Annotated in this window: 18 protein-coding genes and 1 tRNA gene; 8 read left to right on the top strand and 11 right to left on the bottom strand. The window is 67.5% G+C overall.

All coding sequences use genetic code 11. The features are described 5' to 3' along the window. Positions 1 to 201 precede the first annotated feature (201 nt). Genes tilS through ACM0O9_RS19235 form a run of 3 tightly spaced genes read left to right on the top strand, consistent with a single transcriptional unit; the run spans position 202 to position 2,653 of the window. The gene (gene tilS / locus ACM0O9_RS19245) at positions 202 to 1,488 is read left to right on the top strand and encodes a tRNA lysidine(34) synthetase TilS (RefSeq protein ID WP_235649418.1); all 1,287 of its coding nucleotides are present in this window, start codon (positions 202 to 204) and stop codon (positions 1,486 to 1,488) included. 36 nt (positions 1,489 to 1,524) lie between these two features. Next, complete coding sequence (locus tag ACM0O9_RS19240; RefSeq protein WP_005410522.1) at positions 1,525 to 1,785, top strand: exodeoxyribonuclease VII small subunit; 261 nt, start codon at positions 1,525 to 1,527, stop codon at positions 1,783 to 1,785. Beyond that, complete coding sequence (locus ACM0O9_RS19235) at positions 1,775 to 2,653, top strand: polyprenyl synthetase family protein (RefSeq protein WP_053498934.1); 879 nt, start codon at positions 1,775 to 1,777, stop codon at positions 2,651 to 2,653. Before ACM0O9_RS19240 ends, ACM0O9_RS19235 begins: the two co-directional genes overlap by 11 nt. A gap of 75 nt (positions 2,654 to 2,728) precedes the next feature. Here ACM0O9_RS19235 and ACM0O9_RS19230 read toward each other — a convergent pair whose 3' ends face one another. Together ACM0O9_RS19230 and pmbA are read right to left on the bottom strand one after the other, a co-directional pair. Next, the gene (locus ACM0O9_RS19230; protein WP_065179227.1) at positions 2,729 to 3,100 is read right to left on the bottom strand and encodes a DUF4870 domain-containing protein; all 372 of its coding nucleotides are present in this window, start codon (positions 3,098 to 3,100) and stop codon (positions 2,729 to 2,731) included. A gap of 86 nt (positions 3,101 to 3,186) precedes the next feature. Then, complete coding sequence (gene pmbA, locus ACM0O9_RS19225; protein WP_070488917.1) at positions 3,187 to 4,554, bottom strand: metalloprotease PmbA; 1,368 nt, start codon at positions 4,552 to 4,554, stop codon at positions 3,187 to 3,189. Positions 4,555 to 4,622: 68 nt separating this feature from the next. Between pmbA and yjgA the strand changes: the two genes are divergently transcribed. Then, a complete protein-coding gene (gene yjgA, locus ACM0O9_RS19220; RefSeq protein WP_005418075.1) occupies positions 4,623 to 5,210 on the top strand; it encodes a ribosome biogenesis factor YjgA in 588 nt (195 codons plus the stop codon). Positions 5,211 to 5,251: 41 nt separating this feature from the next. Here the strand turns inward: yjgA and tldD are convergent, their stop codons facing one another. The 4 genes from tldD to ACM0O9_RS19200 are packed head-to-tail and all read right to left on the bottom strand — an operon-like array spanning position 5,252 to position 12,732. After that, positions 5,252 to 6,697: a metalloprotease TldD gene (tldD, locus tag ACM0O9_RS19215; protein ID WP_065185493.1), complete on the bottom strand. Its 1,446-nt coding sequence runs from the start codon at positions 6,695 to 6,697 to the stop codon at positions 5,252 to 5,254. A 58-nt stretch (positions 6,698 to 6,755) separates the two neighbouring features. Then, the gene (locus tag ACM0O9_RS19210) at positions 6,756 to 10,613 is read right to left on the bottom strand and encodes a YhdP family protein (RefSeq protein WP_235649419.1); all 3,858 of its coding nucleotides are present in this window, start codon (positions 10,611 to 10,613) and stop codon (positions 6,756 to 6,758) included. A 30-nt stretch (positions 10,614 to 10,643) separates the two neighbouring features. Continuing rightward, positions 10,644 to 12,131, bottom strand: coding sequence for a ribonuclease G (rng, locus tag ACM0O9_RS19205; RefSeq protein WP_005418079.1), 1,488 nt, complete (start codon positions 12,129 to 12,131; stop codon positions 10,644 to 10,646). Further along, positions 12,124 to 12,732 carry a Maf family nucleotide pyrophosphatase gene (locus ACM0O9_RS19200; RefSeq protein ID WP_065179231.1) on the bottom strand — a complete coding sequence of 203 codons (609 nt, stop codon included), beginning with the start codon at positions 12,730 to 12,732 and terminating at the stop codon, positions 12,124 to 12,126. The genes rng and ACM0O9_RS19200 overlap by 8 nt, the downstream gene beginning before the upstream one ends. Positions 12,733 to 12,862: 130 nt before the next feature. On the opposite strand from ACM0O9_RS19200, the gene ACM0O9_RS19195 reads away from it, so the two are divergent. The 3 genes from ACM0O9_RS19195 (at position 12,863) to ACM0O9_RS19185 (ending at position 17,451) form a co-directional block, all read left to right on the top strand. Beyond that, on the top strand, positions 12,863 to 13,600 hold the full coding sequence (locus tag ACM0O9_RS19195) for an SIMPL domain-containing protein (RefSeq protein WP_005418081.1): 738 nt from the start codon (positions 12,863 to 12,865) through the stop codon (positions 13,598 to 13,600). A gap of 215 nt (positions 13,601 to 13,815) precedes the next feature. After that, positions 13,816 to 14,466: an energy transducer TonB gene (locus ACM0O9_RS19190; RefSeq protein ID WP_005418094.1), complete on the top strand. Its 651-nt coding sequence runs from the start codon at positions 13,816 to 13,818 to the stop codon at positions 14,464 to 14,466. A 189-nt stretch (positions 14,467 to 14,655) separates the two neighbouring features. Then, on the top strand, positions 14,656 to 17,451 hold the full coding sequence (locus ACM0O9_RS19185; RefSeq protein WP_235649420.1) for a TonB-dependent receptor: 2,796 nt from the start codon (positions 14,656 to 14,658) through the stop codon (positions 17,449 to 17,451). Positions 17,452 to 17,536: 85 nt separating this feature from the next. Here ACM0O9_RS19185 and ACM0O9_RS19180 read toward each other — a convergent pair whose 3' ends face one another. Continuing rightward, positions 17,537 to 18,589, bottom strand: coding sequence for a hypothetical protein (locus tag ACM0O9_RS19180; protein ID WP_138952749.1), 1,053 nt, complete (start codon positions 18,587 to 18,589; stop codon positions 17,537 to 17,539). 141 nt (positions 18,590 to 18,730) lie between these two features. Here ACM0O9_RS19180 and arcD point away from each other — a divergent pair, with 141 nt between their 5' ends. After that, positions 18,731 to 20,152, top strand: a complete 1,422-nt coding sequence (arcD, locus tag ACM0O9_RS19175; RefSeq protein ID WP_235649421.1) for an arginine-ornithine antiporter — start codon at positions 18,731 to 18,733, stop codon at positions 20,150 to 20,152. Between the two features lie 101 nt (positions 20,153 to 20,253). Here arcD and ACM0O9_RS19170 read toward each other — a convergent pair. The 4 genes from ACM0O9_RS19170 to nadD form a co-directional block, all read right to left on the bottom strand. Then, positions 20,254 to 20,330, bottom strand: a tRNA-Asn gene (locus tag ACM0O9_RS19170). 22 nt (positions 20,331 to 20,352) lie between these two features. Next, a complete protein-coding gene (rlmH, locus tag ACM0O9_RS19165; protein ID WP_005418108.1) occupies positions 20,353 to 20,823 on the bottom strand; it encodes a 23S rRNA (pseudouridine(1915)-N(3))-methyltransferase RlmH in 471 nt (156 codons plus the stop codon). A 64-nt stretch (positions 20,824 to 20,887) separates the two neighbouring features. Continuing rightward, positions 20,888 to 21,298, bottom strand: coding sequence for a ribosome silencing factor (gene rsfS / locus ACM0O9_RS19160; RefSeq protein WP_005418109.1), 411 nt, complete (start codon positions 21,296 to 21,298; stop codon positions 20,888 to 20,890). A gap of 58 nt (positions 21,299 to 21,356) precedes the next feature. Further along, positions 21,357 to 22,022, bottom strand: coding sequence for a nicotinate-nucleotide adenylyltransferase (gene nadD / locus ACM0O9_RS19155; RefSeq protein WP_005418110.1), 666 nt, complete (start codon positions 22,020 to 22,022; stop codon positions 21,357 to 21,359). Positions 22,023 to 22,024: the final 2 nt, after the last annotated feature.

Here is a 22,024-nt window from a genome sequence, read left to right as displayed (position 1 = left end):
CCGGTTGCGGGGGCGTGAGCCGCATGGATGCGGCGACCGAGCTTACATGGACGTACTTGCAGCGTCCCCCGCAACCGGACCCACCCCGCCATCCCTCAGCAGACCAGCTGTTGCTGTTGCTGTTGCTGTTGCTGTTGCTCTGGCTCGTAGCAGGTGCAGGGCGCAGCCCTGCCAAGCAAACCCCACCCTATACTTGCCGCCGTGACTGCCTTCCCTGCCCTCGTTCCGCTGGATGCGCCGCTGCTGGTGGGTTACAGCGGCGGTGTCGACTCGACCGTGCTGCTGCACTGGCTGTGGCGCTGCGCACAGGCCTCCGGCACGGCGCTGCGTGCGGTGCACGTACACCATGGCCTGCAGGCCGATGCGGACGCCTGGGTGCTGCATTGCCAGCAGCAATGCGCGGCACTGGGCATTGAACTGGCCGTGCATCACGTGCAGGTCGACAAGCGCGCGGGCCTCGGCCTTGAAGGCGCGGCGCGGCAGGCACGACGTGCAGCGTTCGCCGCCGAACTGCGCGACGGCGAAACACTGGCACTGGCGCAGCACCAGGACGACCAGGCCGAGACCTTCCTGCTGCGGGCCCTGCGCGGATCCGGCGTCGATGGCCTTGCCGCGATGTCCGCACACAGCCGCCTTGGCGAACAGCCTCTATGGCGGCCGCTGCTGGCGGTGCCACGCAGCGCACTGCTCGACTACGCGCGGCAGCACGCGCTGCGCTGGATCGAAGACCCCAGCAATGGCCACGACCACGCCGATCGCAACTTCCTGCGCCTGCAGGTGCTGCCGTTGCTGCGCCAGCGCTGGCCGCATGCGGCTGCGGCATTGGCGGGCAGCGCAATGCACTGCGGGCAGACCCGTGCTCTGCTGGACGAGGAAGACGCCGAGCTGATCGCGCACCTGGAAGTGGCACCACGCGTGCTGTCGCTGCAGTTGCTGCGTCAGGTGTCACCGGGACGCGCCGCGCGCGTGCTGCGCGCCTGGGTGATCGGCCATGGTGCCGCCCCACTGCCGGCCACGGTACTGCAGCAGGGTCTGCACGAACTGCTGCCGGCCAGCAACGATCGCCAGGCGCGGCTGCGCTGGCACGAGCATGCCATCCAGCAATGGCGCGAGCACGCCTATCTGCTGCCCGCGCAGCTGCCATCGCTGCCCTGCGGATGGCAGGCCGAATGGGATGGGCGTGCCCCCCTGCCGCTGCCCGATGGTGGCCAATTGCGCCTGCAGGGCGCCGTGGCCTTCGAACGCCCGCTTCAGGTCCGTGCACGCGTGGGTGGCGAGCGCATCGTGCTGCCCGGCCGCCCGCATTCGCATGCGCTGAAGGACTGCCTGCAACGCGAGCACTTGGCCCCCTGGCGGCGGGCCCAGCTGCCGCTGATCTTCGATGGGCCCCAGCTGCTTGCCGCCGCCGACGTGGTCATCGCAGCTCCCCTGCAGGCCTGGTTGCAGGCCCACGACGCGCAGCTGCAGTGGCGTCCCGGCGGCTGGTGAATTGACCCCCGCGCGCAGCCCGTCCACACTTGCCGCATGGCCAAGAAGTCCCCCGAAAACGCCTCCCCGGTCGCCCAGTTCGAGCAGTCGCTCGAATCGCTGGAACAGCTGGTGGAGCAGATGGAAACCGGCGAGCTGAGCCTGGAAGCCTCGCTCAGTGCTTACGAACGCGGCGTCGGTCTGTACCGCCAGTGCCAGCAGGCGCTGGAACAGGCCGAACTGCGCGTGCGCCTGCTCAGCGATCCGGCGCAGCCGGAAGCATCCGAACCTTTCGATCCGCCCAGCCATGACGGCTGAGGTTCTGTTCGCGCGCTGGCGCGACCGTATCGAAAGCCAGCTCGACGCTGCCCTGCCCTCGCCTGCCGAAGCACCGCAGCGCCTGCACCAGGCCATGCGCTATTCGGTGCTGGGCGGTGGCAAGCGCATGCGCCCGCTGCTGGTGTATGCCAGCGGGCACCTGTTCGGCGCGCAGCCTGAAAGCCTTGACGCAGCGGCGATGGCCGTCGAGCTCATCCACGCCTATTCGCTGGTGCACGACGACCTGCCGGCCATGGACGATGACGCGCTGCGCCGCGGCAAGCCGACCACCCACATCGCCTTCGACGAAGCCACCGCGATCCTGGCCGGCGACGCCCTGCAGACCCGTGCCTTCGGCCTGCTGGCCGATGCGCCACTGCCCGCCACGCTGCGCGTGGCCTGCCTGCAGACCCTGGCCCACGCCTCCGGTGCCTCCGGCATGTGCGGCGGCCAGGCGCTGGACATCGATGCCACCGGCCAGCAGCAGACGCTGGCGGCACTGACCCGCATGCACGCGCTGAAAACCGGCGCGCTGATCCGTGCAGCGGTGCGCATGGGAGCGCTGTGCGGCCAGGCCCACGAACCACAGCTGGCCCAGCTGGACGGCTTCGCCGACGCGCTCGGCCTGGCCTTCCAGGTCCGCGATGACATCCTCGATGTCGAAGCCAGTTCCGAACAGCTGGGCAAGACCGCCGGCAAGGACCAGGCGCAGGACAAGAGCACCTTCCCCGCGCTGCTCGGCATGGACGGTGCGAAGGCGCAGCTGCGCGAACTGGCCGCACGCATGCAGGCTACGTTGGCCGGCCATGGCGAAGAGGCCGACGCGCTGCGCGCGCTGGCCACGCTGGCGGTGGAACGCGATCACTGATCGCTGGCGTGATGCTGCCGCCAAACAGGAACGCCCGGCAATGCCGGGCGTTCCTGTTTGCGCGTGCGGCCGGAATTACTTGATCAGGCGCAGCGCGAACGGGTAGCGGTAGGCTTCGCCGTTGTTGGCCTTCACGGCGGCGATGATGCAGAACACCAGGTTCAGGATGCCGACGATCGGCGCCAGGATGCCGCCGATGATCACGATGGTCAGCACGATGCAGATCAGCATCGCGATGGTGATGGTGATCTGGAAGTTCAGCGCTTCCTTGGCCTGGTCTGTCACGAAGGACTTGCTGGCGTCATCCTTGTTGATCAGCCAGATGATCAGCGGGCCGATGAACCAGGTGAAGATGCCCAGCAGGTGCGCGGCCAGCGCCATGGTGCGCTGGTCGGCCGGGGCATTGGTGGTTGCCGGCGGCGGCGGGACGTTATCGAATTCACTCACGACAAAACTCCTTTTCATTGGGTGGTCTTGACCCACCAGCACAAGCTGGTTGCGTCAGGCGGGCATAGCTTACGCCATCGACGCCATCAATCATTACCGGCAATGGTCATCCGCCCCAGCAGGATCGAGCCGGTCCGGATGTGCGAGCGCGGGTCGACGTCGCTGCCGACCGCCTCGATGCTGCTGAACATCTCGCGCAGGTTGCCGGCGATGGTGACGCCGTCCACCGGGTACTGGATCTCGCCGTTCTCGACACGGAAGCCGCCGGCGCCGCGCGAATAGTCGCCGGTCACCCCGTTCACACCCTGCCCCATCAGCTCGGTCACCAGCAGGCCGTCACCCATCTGTCGGGCGATCTCTTCGAGCGAGCCGGCATTGGCCGCCAGCTGCAGGTTGTGCACACCGCCAGCATTGGCGGTGGTCTGCAGGCCCAGCTTGCGCGCCGAATAGCTGCCCAGCACATAGCGCTGCAGCACGCCGTCACGGACCAGCGCCGAAGCACGGGTGGCCACGCCGTCGCCGTCGAAGGCGGCCGAGCGCAGGCCGCGGCGCAGGTGCGGCAGTTCGTCAATCTGCATCCACTCCGGGAACAGGCGCTGGCCGACGCTGTCCAGCAGGAAACTGGCCTGGCGGTACAACGCGCCGCCGGACACTGCCGACAGCAGGTGGCCGACCAGGCTGCGCGCCACTTCCGGGGCGAACAGCACCGGCATGCTGCCAGTGGCCAACGAACGCGGCTGCAGGCGGGCCACGGTGCGCTCGGCGGCGCGGCGGCCGACCAGACCCACGTCTTCCAGGTCCCCCTGTGCCAGCGCGCTGGTATACCAGCCATCGCGCTGCATGCCGTCGCCCTGCCCGGCGATCAGCGCGCAGCCGACCGAATGGTGGGTGCCTCGCTCACGACCGAAGAAGCCATGCGAATTGGCGTACACCGACAGGCTCTGCATGCTCGATACGGAAGCGCCATCGGAATTGCGGATCTGCGCATCGGCCTCGCGGCCAGCGGCCTCGCAGGCCAGGGCCAGGTCCACCGCCTCATCGGCCTGCAGCGCCCACGGGTGCCAGCCATCCAGGTCCGGGAAGTCGGTGGCCATCAGCGCGGCCTCGGCCAGGCCGGCGGCCGGGTCATCCTCGGTATGCCGGGCAATCGCGCAGGCCTGCTCGACCGTAGCGGCCAGGCTGGCCTCGTTCAGGTCGCCAGTGCTGGCACTGCCCTTGCGCTGCCCGAAATAGACGGTCACGGCGATGCCACGGTCACGGGTGGACTGCACAGTCTCGACCTCGCCGAGGCGGACATTGACCTCCAGGCCCCGATCCTCGCTGCAGCTGACCTCGGCCTGGCTGGCGCCCAGCGCGCGGGCGCGGTCGAGCAGCTGCTGGGAGAGGTCGGCCAGCCGTTCCAGCCGGGCCAGGCTGTCGTCGCCGACGGCCACTTCAGGGGCGATCACGTTCAATGCTTTATCCTGTACGGGTTGGGCCCGGCATCACGCCGGGCGACTTTTTTTGAAATCAGGTAGGGACGATGCGCGGACGCGACGAAGAAACCGGTGAATTCCACGACAAGAGCCGCAGCCAGAACCGGCGCGATGCACTCGACGTGCTGGCCCTGGGTGAGAAGCTGGTGTCGCTGACCCCGGCCCAGCTGGCGCGCCTGCCGATTCCGGAAGACCTGCTGCCGCACATTGCCGAGTGCAAGCGCATCACCGCCCACATCGCCCACAAGCGCCAACTGGCGTTCCTGGCCAAGCACATGCGCCGCGAAGAAGAGGCCACGCTGGATGCGATCCGCGATGCGCTGGACGCCAACAGCGAAACCGGCCGCCGCGAAGTGGCGATGATGCACCGCGTGGAAGACTGGCGCGACCGCCTGCTGGCCGAGGGTGACAAGGCGCTGGCCGCTCTGCTCGATGACTATCCGCAGGCCGACCGCCAGCAGCTGCGCACGCTGGTACGCAACGCGCAGGCCGAGAAGGCCAGGAACAAGCCGCCGCGCGCTTACCGCGAGATCTTCCAGGTGCTGCGCGGCCTGATGCTGCCGGCCGCGCTGGGCCTGAAGGCCGGCGCCGAAGACACCGACCACATCGGGACCGGCGAAGCCGACGAGGACTGAGTCCGCGTCGGCCCGGGCGGTTGCTGTGGCCATCGCCACGCTCAGGCCTGGGTACCGCCGACGGTGATGCCCTCGATCAACAGCGAGGGCTGGCCGACACCCACGGGCACGCTCTGCCCGTCCTTGCCGCAGATGCCCACGCCCTCGTCCAGGGCCAGGTCATTGCCGACCATGCGCACCTTCTGCATGGTTTCCGGGCCGTTGCCGATCAGGGTCGCGCCCTTCACCGGCGTGGTGATGCGGCCGTCCTCGATCAGGTAGGCCTCGGTGGCCGAGAACACGTACTTGCCACTGGTGATGTCGACCTGGCCACCGCCGAAGTTGACCGCGTACAGGCCCTTCTTCACCGAACGGATCATCTCCTGCGGATCGTGCTCGCCGGCGCGCATGTAGGTGTTGGTCATGCGTGGCATGGTCAGGTGCGCGAACGATTCGCGGCGCCCGTTGCCGGTCGGGGCCATGCCCATCAGCCGCGCATTGAGGCTGTCCTGCATGTAGCCGACCAGGATGCCGTCCTCGATCAGCGTGGTGCACTGGCTGGGGTGGCCTTCATCGTCGATGTTCAACGAACCGCGGCGGCCGTCGAGGGTGCCGTCGTCGACGATGGTCACCCCCGGTGCCGCCACACGCTCGCCGATGCGGCCGGCGTAGACGCTGGTGCCCTTGCGGTTGAAGTCGCCTTCCAGGCCGTGGCCGACCGCTTCGTGCAGCAGCACGCCCGGCCAACCCGGGCCGAGCACCACCGGCATCATGCCGGCCGGCGCCGGCACCGCTTCCAGGTTCACCAGCGCCTGGCGCAGCGCTTCCTGGGCGAGGGCTTCGGGGCGGCCGCTGGCAAACAGGTCTTCGTAGCCATAGCGGCCACCGCCCCCGGCATAGCCGGACTCGCGACGGCCGTTGTGCTCGACGATCACCTGCACATTCAGGCGTACCAGCGGACGCACATCGGCCGCCAGCACACCGTCGCTGCGGGCGATCAGCACCGTATCGACGCCGCCGGACAGGCTCACCATCACCTGCTTCACGCGCGAGTCGGCGGCACGCAGGTAACCATCCAGGCGCTTGAGCACCTCGACCTTGGCTTCGTTGCCGATACCATCGATCGGGTCCAGCGCCGGGTACAGTGCACGCGCATTGCCGCGCAGCAGCGATCGCCCGGACTGCGCACCGCCCTCACGCGAGATCGCGCGCGCCGACTGCGCCGCCGCCAGCAGCGCGTCGGCATGGATGTCATCGGAGTACGCAAATCCGGTCTTCTCGCCGGAAATCGCACGTACGCCCACGCCCTGCTCGATGGAATGGGCACCGTCCTTGACGATGCCGTCTTCCACGCTCCAGCTCTCGCGGCGGGCGTGCTGGAAATAAAGGTCGCCGAAGTCGACACCGGGGCCGAGCAACTGGCCGAAGGTGCGCTCCAGGCCAGCGGTATCCAGGCCGCCGGGGCGAAGCAGGCGGTCTTGGGCAAGCGTCAGGGCGATATCAGTCATGGTTTCGATCTGGGGGTGCGGGGGCGCTCAGGCAAGCCCCGTGAACAGGGAACCGCGCTCAGCGCGAGCGCGGCAGGTCGGTGACGGTCGGCGGAATGGCCGGTGCAGACGCCGGCTCGGGCGGTGATGGGGACTTGTCGCGGCTGCGCTCGATCACTTCCACCTTCGGCTCCTTCCATGGACCGGTCACCTTGTAGGTTCGGGCGCCAATCTCGCCCAGCGGCTTGGACAATACCGCATTGGTGGCCGCGCCCAGCGCGGCCCCCACCGGGCCGCCGGCCACCGCACCGACCACGGTCAGCAGGTTGCCCGCGCGCGGGTTGACGTCGATGGTCTGGTCGAACCGCTGGTTGCGCAGGTCGGCCTGGCCACGGATGGTGATGTTGGCCGCCGGGCCTTCGATCAGCACCTTGTCGGTGCGCGCCATGCCCTGGCCGAACTGCATGCTGCCGTCGATCTGGTTGAACGCGAAGCCCTTGGAGAAGAAGTCGCGGAAGTCGAACATCAGGCGCCGCGGCAGCTGCGCGACGCTGAGCAGGCCCAGCACGCGGCCGGCGCCTGGCTCCAGCTCCAGCAGCTGGCCATTGCGCGCGTGCAGGTCGAGGCTGCCCTGCAGGTTGCCCAGCTGGAAGTCCGACGGGCCTCCGCTCCACGAGGCCTGCAACTGCGCCTGGCCGGAACCGCCGCGCAACTGGCCGCCGTAATCAAGATTCTGCATCAACCCACCCAGATCCTCGCTGCGCACCTGTGCGGTCAACTCGGTACGGGCACCACCGGTCCGGCCCAGCCAGCGACCGCTGATGTCGATCTCCTGGTCCGGCGCACGGAAACGCAGCGCATCCACGTTCAGGCCATTGGCCAACGGTCGCGTGCGCAGCACCGCCTGGCCCAGCACCACCTTGCCGAACTTCAGGTCGGCAATGTCCAGCGCGAACGGCGGCAGCTTGGCCGGGTCCATGTCGTTGGCACCGGCCTGTACCCGCGCCGGTGCAACCGGCGCGCCCGGTGCCGCCGGCAGTGACTGCCAGTGCACGCGGTCAAGCTGGCCACTGATCGTGCCACCGTCCGCATTGGGGACAGTCAGGCGTCCGGCCAGCGACGGGCCGTCCAGCCGCACATCCAGTGCCTGTGAGCCCGGGTGCAGCTGCAGCCGGGTCTGCTCGAACACGCCGCCGATCAGCTTCAACTGGCCAACCTGCACGTCCACCGCTCGCAGCGGCATCGCATCGTCGTCCCCGCCACCCCGCGCCAGGCCGATCCACTCCAGCGCATCCAGCGTCGCGCTGCGGCCATTGACCGTCAGCCCGCTCGGCGGCGGCTCACGATCAACATGATCACTGCCCAGCGTGACCTGCACGCCGGTCTGGTTGTTGTGGCTGCGTGCGGCCAGGGCCAGGCGCTGGCCGAAGGCCACATCGATGCGGCCGGCGCCCATCGGCAACTGCGCGGCCACCGTGGTCGCCAGCGCTTCGGCGGCCGGCTTGTCCAGCGGTGCCGGCAGGTCCAGCCGGGTGCCGACCAGGTCCGAACTCAACCGCAGTTCACTCGGCGGCGCGGGCGCCCCCGGGGCCACCTTGGGCAGGTTGACCGCGATGGTCCACGCTGAAGTGCCGGTGATGTAGGGCTTGAGCCAGGTCATTTCCGGTGCGCGGTCGATCAGTACGCCCGCATCAAGATGCGCCGTCAGCTGCGATTCGAAAGCCCGCGTGCTGTCGTGCACGTAGCCACCAGCGCGCAGGCTCAGGCGGCCATCCTGGCCGAGGTGGCGCACCGCCAGTTCCTCAGCGCCGAAGCCGCCATTGCTGTAGCGCGCCTGCCCTCGCATGTTGTCGAAGGCCAGCTGGAAGCGCTTGTCGACCAGCTTCACGCCGGTCAGGTCGACCGTCCCCTGCAGATGACCACCGCCTTCATCGTGGTGCAGCGGCTGCAGCAGATCGAAAGTCACATGCGCCGGACCACTGGCGACCAGGTTGTCCAGCGTATCGCCGTAATCCTTGTGCAACGGGCTCTGGCGCAGCATCGCCAGCAGCTTGCCGGCCTCGCTCGGCGCGTCGGCGCGCACGTACAGCGGCTGATGGCCGAAGTCCGGAATGCCGGCTTCGAACTTCTGCACCGCCACGCCCGCCAGGTCGCCACGTCCACGCATCTCGAAGCCGGGGCCGATGAAGGCGATATCGGCATCGACCTGGCGCATCAGCGGCCAATCGTGCTGGAAGCGGATGTCGCCATTGCTGATGTGGCCGGTGGCCTCGAAGCGGCCATCGTTGTTGTCGAACGGCCAGTCGTCCAGGTCACCGGTGACCAGGCCGACACCGCCACGCACCTGGCCGCCGGCCAGTGCCATGTCCAGCCAGTCGGTGGCGCCCTTGCTCATCTTGGAGTGGATCCAGAAGCGCTTGGCCGCCGTCATCGGCACGTCGTCCAGCTTGGCGGCCAGCTGCAGCCACGGCCGCGTGCCGTCGCCCTGGAACCAGACGCCGCCGCGCACGTCGGCCGCGTAGTCGGTGCCCTCCACGCGCATCGCCGGCGTTCCGATCCGCCAACCGCCGCCCTCGTCGCGCCACCCCACGACCTGTCCGGCCAGATGCAGGTCATGCCGCACGCCAAAGCCGGTCGGCCAATCGAACTGCAGCTGCCGTTGCGGCTGCAGCTGCAGGCTGAAGCCATCGGCGTCGCCTTCAAAGCGCCCGCCCAGGCCGCGCAGGCCGGGCGAGTTGCCCACGCTGGCGAAACCCAGCGACTGCAGTTCACCCTGCGCCCACAGGGGGCCATCGTGTTCGCCCGACAGCTGCAACGCGCGCACGTCCAGCTGCGGCCTGGACAGGAACAGCCAGCGCCGCAGACCCGGTTCAAGGAGATTGCTCAGGGCCAGCCCGCGCAGCGCGGTACCGGCCTGCACCGCACCGGCGTTCACCCGCAGCTGCTTGCCGATCTGCAGCTGCAGGCCATCGAGCTGCTGTGCGCCATCTTCGGTCTTCAGGCGCAGGCGCGGCACCTGCAACGCCCAGCCATCGGCCTGGCGCTGCCAGCGCAGGCGGGCCTGCAGCAGCTGCAGCTGCAGCTGCGGCGCTGCCACGCCGGGCATCGGTGCACCGTCGACGCGCACGTCCCGCAGGTCCGAATCGGTGGTCAGCGCGACCGGCGCGAAATCACGCAGGGTCAGCCACAGGTTCAGCTCGCCCTTGCCCTCGCGCAGGCGCACGCCGCCGGCCGCCAGCAAGGGCGACCAGGCATGGAAATCGACCGGGTCGGCGCCGAGCCAGGCCTGGCCGTTGCCACGCGCACGGTCCACGTCCAGTACCGCGGTCAGCGGCAGCGCTTGTGCATCGGCCCAGGCGCGTACACCCACGCGCAGGCGATCACCATTGACCCGCATGCGCAGGTCGATGCGCGGCAGCGTGGTGTCGATGCCGATCCCCGGCGCGTGCACGCCCAGGCGGCCGCCGATCACCTGCAGCTCGCCGAGCCGGCGCAACGCATCCAGCGGATCCCCCCCGTTGTCGGATTGCGGCAACCCGCGCACCGACCAGCGTCCGTCTTCGCCCTGCTGCAGGTCCAGGGCCAGGCCACGCAGGCGCAATTCGGTCAGCGAGCGCCCGGGCAGCAGCCCGCTGTACATCGATACCAGCACCTCGGCCTCGCCGATCGCCAGGCCCTGCCCGGCACCGATGCGCAGGCCCTTCAGCTGCAGCAGCGGGCCACGACGGGTCCAGGTCGTCTGCAGCTGGTCAAAACGCACCGGCTGGCCAGCCCGCTCGCTCAGCCAGGCGGCGATCCTGTCGGGATGACGCTCGGCCAGCGGCAGCAGTTGGCTGAAGGTGCCCACCAGCAGTGCAAGCCCGACCAGGCCCACCGCACAGGCGGCAATGAAATGACGGCGGATCCTTCGCAGTCGCAGGCGCGGCGGCGCGCTCATCGGCCACCGCCGGCCTGCAGCCGGCGAGGATCAGAGCAGAACGACATCGAATTGCTCCTGCAGGTACTGCTCGTCCGCCTGGAAGCGGATGCTCTTGCCGAGGAACTCTTCCAGCTCGGCCACCGCCGAGGATTCCTCATCGGTGATGCGCGCGACCACCTTGGTCGATGCGATCACCAGCAGGCGCGCGGCATCGAACTGGCGCACGGCACGGGTGATCTCGCGGAAGATCTCGTAGGTCACCGTCTCGGTGGTCTTGATGCTGCCGCGGCCGCTGCACTGCGGGCAGGTTTCCGACAGCTGGCGCTCCAGGCTTTCGACCGTGCGCTTGCGGGTCATCTCCACCAGGCCCAGCGGCGAGAAGTCGTACACCGTGGTCTTGGCATGGTCGCGGGCCAGCGCCTTTTCCAGCGTGCGCAGCACCTGACGGCGATGCTCTGCATCATCCATATCGATGAAGTCGATAATGATGATGCCGCCCAGGTTGCGCAGCCGCAGCTGACGCGCCACTGCCTGCGCCGCTTCCAGGTTGGTGCGGAACACCGTCTCTTCCAGGTTGCGCTGGCCGAGGAACGAGCCGGTATTGACGTCGATGGTGGTCATCGCCTCGGTCTGGTCGATCACCAGGTAGCCACCGGATTTGAGCGGCACCTGCTTGTCCAGCGCGCGGCCGATCTCGTCTTCCACGCCGAACATGTCGAAGATCGGGCGGTCGCCGGAATACAGCTCCAGCTTTTCGGCCAGCACCGGCATGTACTTGGCGACGAAGGCCTGCAGCTGGCCGAAGGTCTCCTTCGAGTCCACCTTCACCTTGTCCACGTCCTTGCGGATCAGGTCACGCACGGACCGCAGCGGCAAGCTCAGGTCTTCATAGATGATGCTGCACGACGGCGCTTCGCGGCCGCGGCGCTCGACCACGTTCCACACGCGCGACAGGTAGGCGATGTCCTCGGCGATGGCCTCGGCCGGCTGCCCTTCGGCGTTGGTCCGCACGATGTAACCGTAGCCACCATGCTGCGCCGACAGTTCGGTCACCAGCGCCTTCAGGCGGGCGCGCTCGGTTTCGTCCTCGATGCGCGCCGACACGCCCACTACCTTGGACTGCGGCAGCAGCACCATGTAGCGCGAGGGAATGCTGATCTGCGTGGTCAGGCGGGCGCCCTTGGTGCCGATCGGGTCCTTCACCACCTGCACCACGATGTCCTGGCCGTCACGCAGCAGCTCGACGATCGGCACGCTGGCCGGCGGCGGCAGGGTGGTGTTCTCGGTGTCGGCGCTGGCCACCGGTGCCGGGCGCACCACGTCGTTGGCGTGCAGGAACGCGGCGCGCTCCAGGCCGACTTCGACGAAGGCGGCCTGCATGCCGGGCATGACCCGCTGCACCTTGCCCTTGTAGATGTTGCCGACCACGCCACGGCGCCAACCGCGCTCGATGTGCAGTTCCTGCAGCATGCCGTTTTCGATCACCGCGACCCGGGTCTCGCGCGGGGTCACATTGACCAGGATTTCCTCAGACATCGGCAGCCTCCCTGGCGGCATCGGCAGTGGGGACCGGCACGCCACAGCGCGCCAGCAGACGATCGGTATGCAGCAGCGGCAGCCCCATCACGCCGGAGTAGCTGCCGGAAAGATGTTCGATCCAGCGTTCGGCCCCGCCCTGGATGGCGTAGGCACCGGCCTTGTCCAGCGGCTCGCCGGTGGCGACATAGGCGGCGATGTCGGCGGCGTCGATCGGGGCGAAGGTCACCTCGGAAATGACCAGCTCGCTGTCCAGGCCGCCCGCACCGACCACCACCACGGCGGTCATCACCTGGTGGGTGCGCCCGGCCAGCCGCGCCAGCATCGCCCGCGCGTCAGCGGCATCGACCGGCTTGCCGAAGACCTCGCCATCCAGCACGACCTCGGTATCCGAACCAAGCACCCGCGCCTGCGGGTCGTCGGCCAGCACCCGGGCCAGCCCGGCGCGCGCCTTGTCGGCGGCGACCCGGCATACATACTGTTCGGCGCTTTCAGTGGCCGCACGCTGCTCGACGACCTCCAGGTCAAGGGCCTGGAAGGGGCGTCCGAGTCGAGCCAGCAGCTGGTTGCGTCGGGGGGAGCGGGAAGCAAGATAGAGCATCGGCACAGCATAACCTGAGGCCGCCACCTGAATCGTCGGCAACCCGTTACGGAACGCGTACAACCCCGATCAGGCTCACAGCGCGTTCATCGCTACGACACCACCCTCACCGGCACAACAAGGAGATCCCATGCGCCTGACCGCCACCCCGCTGCTGCTTGCCCTGTCCCTCGCCCTTGGAACCTCGATGACTGCTCATGCCGCTCCGTCGTCGCCGTCGATCGCCGCCGCGGCCGAAGGCACCCTGCTGAACATCTCGGCCAATGCCGAGGCCACCCGCGTGCCGGACGTTGCCACCCTGTCGGCCGGTGTGGTCACCCAGGCAGCCGACGGCAACAGCGCCATGCGCCAGAACGCCCAGCAGATGGACAAGGTGCTGGCCGCGATCAAGGCCGCCGGCATCGCCGAGCGCGACGTGCAGACCAGCGGCGTCAGCCTCAACCCGCAGTACCGCTATGCCGACAATGAGGCACCGAAGATCACCGGCTACCAGGCCAGCAACACGGTCAGCCTGAAGGTCCGCGACATCGCCAAGCTCGGCAAGGTGCTCGACGCGCTGGCCGCGCAGGGTGCCAACCAGATCAACGGTCCGCAGTTTGAGATCGACCAGCCCGAACCGGTCTATGACGAAGCCCGCCTGGCCGCCCTGAAGAAGGCCCAGGCCCGCGCCCAGACCTATGCCAGGTCGCTGGGCCTGCAGGTGCGCCGCATCGTCAGCATTTCCGAGAACAGCAACGGCGGTTTCCGCCCGATGCCGATGATGCGCACCATGGCCGCCGGCGCGGCGATGGACAAGGCCACCCCGGTCGCACCGGGTGAATCGACCGTCTCGGTCAACTTGGACGTGGTGTTCGAACTGGGCCGCTGATCGCGCCCGGCACGGCCGACCCAGGCGGGTCCCGCAGGGGCCCGCCTTTTTCGTCTATTCCGGCGGCGTTGGCTGAAGGCCAGCCCAACGCGCATGCCCCTGCCTCTAGGCAGTGGCCGCCATGCCGCGCTACTGATGAACTGCCAGCCGCGTGCGGCAACCCCGCCACGGACCCTGGTGCGTTGAGGACTTCGTCACTGGCATGGAGGTGGATCATGGTTCGTACCTATCCCGTTGCATCCCCGCACTTCGACCCCGCCCGCGTCGCCGCCTGGAGTGCAGCGATCGCCCTGCACCTGCTGGCCTTCCTGTTGCTGCTCATCCCTGCGACCTACCAGGCCGTGCAGGCCCCGCGTGAAAAGACTCCGGTGCGGCTGATCGAGAAGATCCCGCCACCGCCGACGCCGCCGGCTCCGGTCCCGCCAAAAGAGATCGTCCAGGTGGTACCGAAGCCCCGGACGCAGCCGGTGGTACCGCCACTGCCCGCACCCACCGCGACCGTGGAAGAGACCCAGGGCATCGCATTGCCGGCCGCCGAACCGGCTCCGCCGCAGCTGGCGCCCAGCATCGACACTTCCACCCCGTTGGCCGGCGCCCAGCTGCAGTACCGCAGCGCTCCGCCGCCGACCTATCCGATCCAGTCCCTGCGCAACCACGAACAGGGCACGGTGCTGTTGCGGGTGGAAGTGGACACCCGTGGCCAGCCGGTCGCGGTCAGCGTCGAGCGCAGCAGCGGCTCGCGCAACCTGGACCAGGCCGCCCGCCAGCAGGTGCTCAAGCACTGGCGCTTCGAGCCTGCCCAGCGTGACGGCGTGGCGGTTCCGGCCATCGGCATGGTGCCGGTGCAGTTCTCGCTGCCGGACTGAGCGTCCCACCGGCCCGGCCTTGCGCCGGGCCGGCCACTGCCCGGCAAATGCGGACATGCCAGGGGCAAGCGTTACTGATTAAGCAAAAATTCACGACTTCGTCACCTGCTGGAAACCTAGATTGGCGCGTCCCGGTATCGATCCGGCGACAGCCCTCAACGCTACGGTTTTCCAGTTAGGAGAGAAGCTGTGAAACACCCGATCCAACGGCCCGCCAGCCGCCGCCGCACCACCCTGGCATCGTCCATCACCCACATCCTCACCGGCGGCGCCCTGCTGCTGGTCGGCGCCGTCGCTTCCTCCTCCGCCTTCGCGCAGGAAAAAGCCACCAACCTCGACCGCATCACGGTCACCGGCTCCAACATCCCCCGCACCAACACCGAGACGCCGTCCCCGGTGCAGGTGGTGAGCCGCCAGGAGATCGACCGCAGTGGCAAGGCCACGCTGGCCGAGTACCTGCAGACGATCACCGCCGATGGCGCTGGCTCCATTCCCAAGACCTTCGGCAACGGCTTCGCCGGTGGCGGCGCCGGCATCTCGCTGCGCGGCCTCGGTGCGGGCTCGACGCTGGTGCTGTTGAATGGCCGCCGCATGGCGACCTACGGCCTGGCCGACGACGGCCAGAAGGTGTTCACCGACCTCAGCACCATTCCGCTCGATGCCGTCGAGCGCGTGGAAGTGCTCAAGGACGGCGCATCGGCGATCTACGGCTCCGATGCCATCGCCGGCGTGGTGAACATCATTCTGCGCAGCGACTTCGAAGGTGCGATCCTGCGTGCGTCCTACGGCCTGTCCGGTGACAGCGACGGCGATACCAAGAAGGCCACCCTGACCGCCGGTACCGGCGACCTGTCCAAGGATGGCTGGAACGCATTCTTCAGCCTGGATGTCGGCAAGTCCGACGCGATCAAGATCAGCGACCGCAAGAACCGCAAGTGGATCGGTACCGGCGACACACGCCAGTGGGGCTATGACGCTACCGACGCACAGTTCCTCGGCGGCGCCTACCTCAGCGGCCGTACCAACGGCGGCGTCGGCCCGAACGGCTCGGTGTTCAACAATGATGCGCCGTCGCCGCATCTGGTCGCCCTGCCGGGCTGCGCCAACCTGAGCTCCATTCCGGGCCAGACCGAGGCCTCTTCGGCGGCCCAGGGCTGCCTGTGGGATCCGGCCCAGCAGTTCCGTGACCTGACCCCCGAAGAGAAGTACATCAACGTATTCGGCCGTGCGACCTTCGCCTTCGGTGAAGGCGGCGAGGTCTACACCGAGATCGGCTACTCGAAGAAGGAAACCATCTTCAGCAATACCCCGTCGGGTGTTTCCGGCGGCTGGGGCTTCCCCGGCGGCCCGAAGAACGCCAGCAGCGGTGACGGCGCGACGATGCTCTATGCCGGCCATCCGGACAACCCGCTGCCGTATGCGGCGCGCCTGCGCTACAGCGCGTGGGACGTCGGCCCGCGCGTGACCAACAATACCAACGAGTTCAACCGCTTCCTGGTCGGCGTCAAGGGCAACTGGGGCGACTGGAGCTATGACACCGCCTACCTGCATTCGGGCACCGACCTGGTCAACAAGCGCACCGGCTTCCTGCGTTACAGCTCGGTGCTGTGCGCGCTGGGCAATCCGAACTGCGCCGGTGGTACCTGGCGCATCGGCGACAACGCCAACCTGAACTCGCAGGCACTGTACGACTACATCTCGCCGACCATCAGCGCGCGTGCCAAGTCGAGCCTGGACATGTTCGACTTCACCGTGTCGCGCAGCCTGGCCGACCTCAAGGGGGGGCCGCTGGGCCTGGCGATCGGTACCGAGTGGCGCAAGACCAGCAACAGCCTGACCCCGCAGACCTACACCGACCAGGGTGACATCATCGGCCTGGGCTATTCGGCCTACGACGGCACCCAGAACGTGTACGCCGGCTACGTCGAACTGTCGGCACCAGTGCTGGAACAGCTGGAACTGTCCGGCGCCGTGCGTTACGACAAGTACGAAAGCGGTGAAGGCAAGGCCACGCCGAAGCTGGGCGTGAAGTGGACCCCGGCCGACTGGATCGCACTGCGCGCCAGCTACGCCGAAGGCTTCCGTGCGCCGAACCCGGCCGAGAACGGTGACGGTGGCCTGGCCGCTTTCTCCAACGCACGTGATCCGGTGCGTTGCGCCATCGATGCCGACGAGTGCACACCGCGCTCGATCGCGATCATCACCCGCCCGAACAAGGACCTGAAGCCGGAAGAGTCCAAGAGCTACTCGGTGGGCCTGGTGCTGCAGCCGACCTCGACCACCTCGATGACCGTCGATGCCTGGCAGATCAAGCGCACCAACGAGATCGTGCAGGGCAACACCGCAGCGGCCATTCTGGCCGGCAACGTGCTGCGTGACTCCAACAACATCGGTGGCGTGCCCAACTCGGGCAGCATCCTGGCCGTCAACACCGGCTACGTGAACGCCAGTTCGTCGCGAGTCCGCGGTATCGACACCGATATCCGCCAGACCTTCGATATCGGCCCGGGCCAGCTCGAACTGGACCTGCAGTGGAGCCACATCCTGAAGTTCGAGCGCACCGAAGGCGATGAGACCGTCGACTATGCCGGCACGCACGGCAACTGCGACGTGACCAACTGCATCGGTACGCCGAAGGACAAGATCAACTTCGGCACCACCTGGAAGCAGGGTGCGTGGAGCGTGAGCGGTGTTGCCAACTACATCAGCAAGATGGACAACACCGACAAGCGTGGCGGCGACTACCAGGCGTTCTACGAGGATGGCACGCCGGTGACGAAGATCTCTTCGTTCACCACCTTCGACCTGTCCGGCCGCTGGAACATCACCGACGCCTTCGAGCTCAATGCCTCGGTGGCCAACGTGTTCGACCGCATCGCACCTCTCGATCCGACCACCTACGGCGGCGTGAACTACAACCCGATGCACTTCTCCGGTGCACTGGGCCGTTACTTCACCGTGGGCGCCAAGTACACGTTCAAGTAATCCTGCAGCAGCGTCACCTGCAAAGGCCCGGGCCAACACCCGGGCTTTTGCTTTTTCAATGCCACCCGGCATTGTGGAGCCAGCGTCAGCCGAACAACCATAGCCAGGCCATCCAGCAGATCAGCAGAACCGCGGCGGCGGTGAGGCCCCAGAAGCAACATTGGTACAGACGCCGTTCGGCGACCTCCGAGTTGAGATCATCACGAGCGGACTGCAGCCCTTTCTGCAACGTCACCTTCTCCTTCCTCAGATCAGCAGCGACCCTCTGTACGCCGGCAAGCAGCTCCTCGCTCTGCTTCAGCTGGGCAGCTAGCCTGCCGTGGCTCTCTTCCAGTGCAAGACTGCGTGCACCCGCCCCTGCCACCTCGGACTGCAGCAGGGCTTCCCGCTCGCTCAACACCTGCAGTTCCTCTTGCTGGCTGCGCACCAGCGCCTCCAGATAATCGTTGCTGCTGGGATTGCTGAGGACCATCGCCTGCAGGAATCCACGCTCGCTTTCCAGCAAGCGCTTGATCCTGTCGAGGTATCGAGCTTCCTCCACATCACTGGTTTCGTCCTCGGGAATGGTGTAGCCGTAGATCGGCACCCTGCCGATATCCACTTCGATCACTGCAATGCCCAGTTGCCGGAGGCCATCCTGTTTTGCAGCATCCACAGCATGTGATCGCCTGACCTCAAGCAGGAACTTCCCGTCCCACTTGGAACCCAGATCATCTTCGCTGGTGAACTCGACATACAGATCTGCCCGATAATCCCCCCTTCCCGGCACCTGCCACTCCTGCTCCACCCGGGAGATCGAGATTCTCGATTCACGCCAGCGACGAGGCCCTTTTCCGGTAGGAAGCGAAAGAACCAGCTGCACATGGTCCAGCCGACTGAAAGCCTCCTTGAACAACAGATGCTGCAGCGATTCGCCTCCCGCTGCCGCTCCGCCCTTCACGCCGTCGATATATGCGAAGTACCACGACCGCCCCTTCATCACGTGCTTCACTGGGCGACGATGACCTGCACGATGCGTTGAGAAATAGCGATCTCCCGTGGGTTCTCCACCATAATCCCTGTTGCGACGGTGGCCCACGGCCTGCGCCGTAACGTACTCGGTTCCATCGGGAGTGAGAAAGGCCCGCGATTTGGTCATGGGGTGCGCGCTCATAAAGGGAAGCCCACTATGCCAACCTTCCATCGCACTCGATGAGATGGATAAGATCGATGACGCGAATGCAACTGCTGCCCCCCCCCGGCCGAAAGGCCGATGGGATGACCGCAAGGGAACCAAAGCATGCCCTCGTCCAACCAACGCCTCGGCCTGCCGGCGTTGACTGCACTGGTAGTCGGCTCGATGGTCGGCGCCGGTATCTTTTCGCTGCCGCAGAACGTCGCGCGCAGTGCCGGTCCGGCCGCCGCGATGATCGGCTGGGCCGTCAGTGGCGCCGGCATGCTGATGCTGGCCTTCGTGTTCCAGGCCCTGGCCAACCGCCGTCCGGACCTGGACACCGGCATCTACGCATATGCACGCGAAGGCTTCGGCAACTACATCGGCTTCTCCGCGGCGTGGGGCTACTGGGTGGCTTCGGTACTGGGCAATGCCAGCTTCTTCGTGCTGATCTTCAGCGGCCTGGGCCATTTCATGCCGGTGTTCGGCGAAGGCAACACGCCAGCCGCCGTGGCCGCTTCGTCCGTACTGTTGTGGACCGTCCACCTGCTGGTGCTGCGCGGCCTGCGCACCGCCGCCATCGTCAACGGTCTGGTGACGGTGGCCAAGCTGCTGCCCATCGCACTGTTCCTGGTGCTGGCCGCCGGCGCGTTCCGCATGGAGGTGTTCCGCGCCGACTTCTTCGGCACACCTGCGCTTGGCGACCTCGGCCAGCAACTGCGCGGCATGATGCTGGTCACCGTGTGGGTGTTCATCGGCATCGAAGGCGCCAGCATCTATTCGCGGCGTGCCGCGCGCCGTGCCGACGTCGGCCGTGCCACGGTGATCGGTTTCCTGGGGGTCTGGCTGCTGCTGGTCCTGGTCAGCCTGCTGTCGATGGGCGTGCTGTCGCAGGCCGAACTGGCCGCGCTGCCCAACCCGTCGATGGCCTATGTGCTGCGCGCCATCGTCGGCGAATGGGGCGCGACGCTGATCATCGCCGGTTCGATCATTTCGGTGCTGGGCGCGTTGCTGGCCTGGGTGCTGCTGTGTGCCGAAGTGCTGTATGCCGCCGCTGGCGACGGCACGATGCCCGCCTTCCTGGGACGCGAGAATGCGCGTGGCGTGCCGGCCAATGCATTGTGGTTGAGCAACGGGCTGATCCAGCTGTTCCTGCTGCTGGTGCTGTTCAATGCGGGCAGCTACACCGGCCTGGTGCTGCTGGCCGCATCGATGAGCCTGGTGCCCTACTTCCTGTCCACCGCGTTCGGCGTGCAACTGGCCTGGCGCGGGCAGTCCTACGCGGGTGAGCCACGCGTGCGCTGGCGCGATTTCGTGGTCGCGCTGCTGGCCAGCGCCTACGCGCTGTGGCTGGTGTATGCCGGCGGCCTGAACAACCTGCTGCTGTCGGTGCTGCTGTACGTGCCCGGCGTTGTTCTGTTTGCGCAGACCCGGCGCCAGCGCGGCGAGCCGGTTTTCACGCACTGGGAGTGGGCGCTGTTCGGCGCGATCCTGGCAGTAGCAATCGCCACGCTGGCAGCGTTCTGGAAGGGCCGGATCACGCTGTAGCGGCGAGCGCGTGCCCGGCTTGGAGGATGCAGCCGAGCATGGGCTCGCCGCCACAACACGGCAAAAAAAAACCTGCATCTCGCGATGCAGGTTTCTCAAGGTGGCGCCCGAAGTTGGACTCGAACCAACGACCCCCTGATTAACAGTCAAGTGCTCTAACCGGCTGAGCTATTCGGGCAGACGACTAGTATAACCACTCTTCACGCGCGATGGTAGGGGTGATTGGCAATCATTGCGGCAGCCCGATACAGCTGCTCGGCCACCACCAGACGCACCAGCATGTGCGGCAGCGTCAGCGGTCCGATCGACCACTTTTCGTCGGCCAGCGCAGAGACCTCTGGCGAATGCCCTTCCGGGCCACCGATCAGGAACGCCAGGTCCCGGCCCTGCCCGCGCCAATGCTCCAGGCGTTGCGCCAGCTGCTCGGAACTCAACTGCCGCCCCGGCACGTCCAGTGCCACCACGTAAGCGTTCTTCGGTAGAGCGGCGATGACCCGCTTGCCTTCATCCTCGGTGGCACGGCGCGGATCGCGCCCCTTGCCGCGCAGGCCGGGTTCGATTTCCACCAGCTCGAACGGCAGCCAATGCGACAGCCGCTTCTGGTATTCGGCGAACCCCTGCGCGACCCAGCTGGGCGCGCGTTCACCGGTGGCGATCAGGCGGGCTTTCATCAATGGTCCTCCAAAACGTCGACGGCGCCATCGGCGCCGTCGAAGGGATGCATCAACGTGCGGCTCAGGCCACTTCGTCGTCGCTGGACGGCGGCTGGTCGCCGACGGTCCACAGGCGCTCGAGCGCGTAGAACTCACGCACGCGCGGCAGCATCACGTGGACGATCACGTCGCCCAGATCGACCAGCACCCATTCGGCTTCGCGCTCGCCTTCAACGCCCAGCGGCATCACGTCGATGTTCTTGGCGAAGCGCACGACTTCATCGGCAATCGACTTGACGTGGCGGGTCGAGGTGCCCGAAACGACGATCATGTAGTCGGCAACGCTGGACCGGCCGCGCACGTCGATCTCGACCAGGTCCTTGGCCTTCAGGTCTTCGGTGGCTTGGCGGACGCTGGCCAGCAGTTCCGGCACGGACGGCGGCGGGCTGGGCAGATCGACCTTGATGGTCTGGGGCTGGGTCTGGTTGCTCAAAGTGGATCGACTCGATAAACGTGGGGGCGATTATACGGGGATGGCGCGGCCGCGCCATTCACGCCGTGGCCGGGCGGTACAGCCCGTGTGCAGCGACATAGTCGGCCACGGCCGGGGGCAGCAGTGCGCGCCAGGGACCGCCAGCGGCAATCTGCGAGCGCACTGCGCTGGCAGATTCCCCGCGTAGTGGGTGGTGCAGGCGCAGGATGCGCCCGGCCGGGCTGGCGAACAGGGCCTGCTCATTGTCGGCCCAGCGCCCTTGCAGGGCACGCCCCAGCTCGCCATCGATCGACGCCTGCAACGGACTGCCCGGCCGTTCGGCCACCACGAAGTGGGCCAGATCGAACAGGGCCTCCCATTCGTGCCATCCGGACAGCCCCAGCAGGCTGTCGGCGCCCACCAGCCAGGCCAGCGGCCGGCTCGGGCCCAGCTCGCCACGCAGCTCGCGCAGGGTGTCGACGGTGTACGACGGGCGACCGGGGCAGCGGGTGGCACGATCCAGTTCGCGACGGTCCAGCAGCAGCCCCGGCTCGTCGCCGATGGCCAGCGACAACATCGTGCAGCGCTGCTCAGCGGTGGCGCCGGGCACCGCGCGGTGCGGCGGATCGGCGGCCGGCAGCATGCGCACGGCGACCTGCAGTTCATCACGGGCCGCACGCGCGATCGCCAGGTGCCCGAGGTGCACCGGATCGAAGGTGCCCCCGTAGTAGATCCGCAGGCTCATCA

The organism is Stenotrophomonas sp. FR012 (assembly GCF_047520565.2).
Classification (GTDB): Bacteria; Pseudomonadota; Gammaproteobacteria; order Xanthomonadales; family Xanthomonadaceae; genus Stenotrophomonas; species Stenotrophomonas sepilia.
Note: the sequence above shows the minus strand (reverse complement) of the source record. Positions and strands in the feature narration are given on the sequence as shown.

What these genes read in the sequence shown, in the direction of transcription:
- rlmH (WP_005418108.1), bottom strand. Translation starts at nt 20,823, where the DNA reads ATGAAAGCCCGCCTGATCGCCACCGGTGAACGCGCGCCCAGCTGGGTC.
- tldD (WP_065185493.1), bottom strand. Translation starts at nt 6,697, where the DNA reads ATGACTGATATCGCCCTGACGCTTGCCCAAGACCGCCTGCTTCGCCCC.
- ACM0O9_RS19195 (WP_005418081.1), top strand. Translation starts at nt 12,863, where the DNA reads ATGCGCCTGACCGCCACCCCGCTGCTGCTTGCCCTGTCCCTCGCCCTT.
- yjgA (WP_005418075.1), top strand. Translation starts at nt 4,623, where the DNA reads ATGCGCGGACGCGACGAAGAAACCGGTGAATTCCACGACAAGAGCCGC.
- ACM0O9_RS19240 (WP_005410522.1), top strand. Translation starts at nt 1,525, where the DNA reads ATGGCCAAGAAGTCCCCCGAAAACGCCTCCCCGGTCGCCCAGTTCGAG.
- nadD (WP_005418110.1), bottom strand. Translation starts at nt 22,022, where the DNA reads ATGAGCCTGCGGATCTACTACGGGGGCACCTTCGATCCGGTGCACCTC.
- ACM0O9_RS19180 (WP_138952749.1), bottom strand. Translation starts at nt 18,589, where the DNA reads ATGACCAAATCGCGGGCCTTTCTCACTCCCGATGGAACCGAGTACGTT.
- rng (WP_005418079.1), bottom strand. Translation starts at nt 12,131, where the DNA reads ATGTCTGAGGAAATCCTGGTCAATGTGACCCCGCGCGAGACCCGGGTC.
- ACM0O9_RS19200 (WP_065179231.1), bottom strand. Translation starts at nt 12,732, where the DNA reads ATGCTCTATCTTGCTTCCCGCTCCCCCCGACGCAACCAGCTGCTGGCT.
- ACM0O9_RS19235 (WP_053498934.1), top strand. Translation starts at nt 1,775, where the DNA reads ATGACGGCTGAGGTTCTGTTCGCGCGCTGGCGCGACCGTATCGAAAGC.
- ACM0O9_RS19190 (WP_005418094.1), top strand. Translation starts at nt 13,816, where the DNA reads ATGGTTCGTACCTATCCCGTTGCATCCCCGCACTTCGACCCCGCCCGC.
- arcD (WP_235649421.1), top strand. Translation starts at nt 18,731, where the DNA reads ATGCCCTCGTCCAACCAACGCCTCGGCCTGCCGGCGTTGACTGCACTG.
- ACM0O9_RS19210 (WP_235649419.1), bottom strand. Translation starts at nt 10,613, where the DNA reads ATGAGCGCGCCGCCGCGCCTGCGACTGCGAAGGATCCGCCGTCATTTC.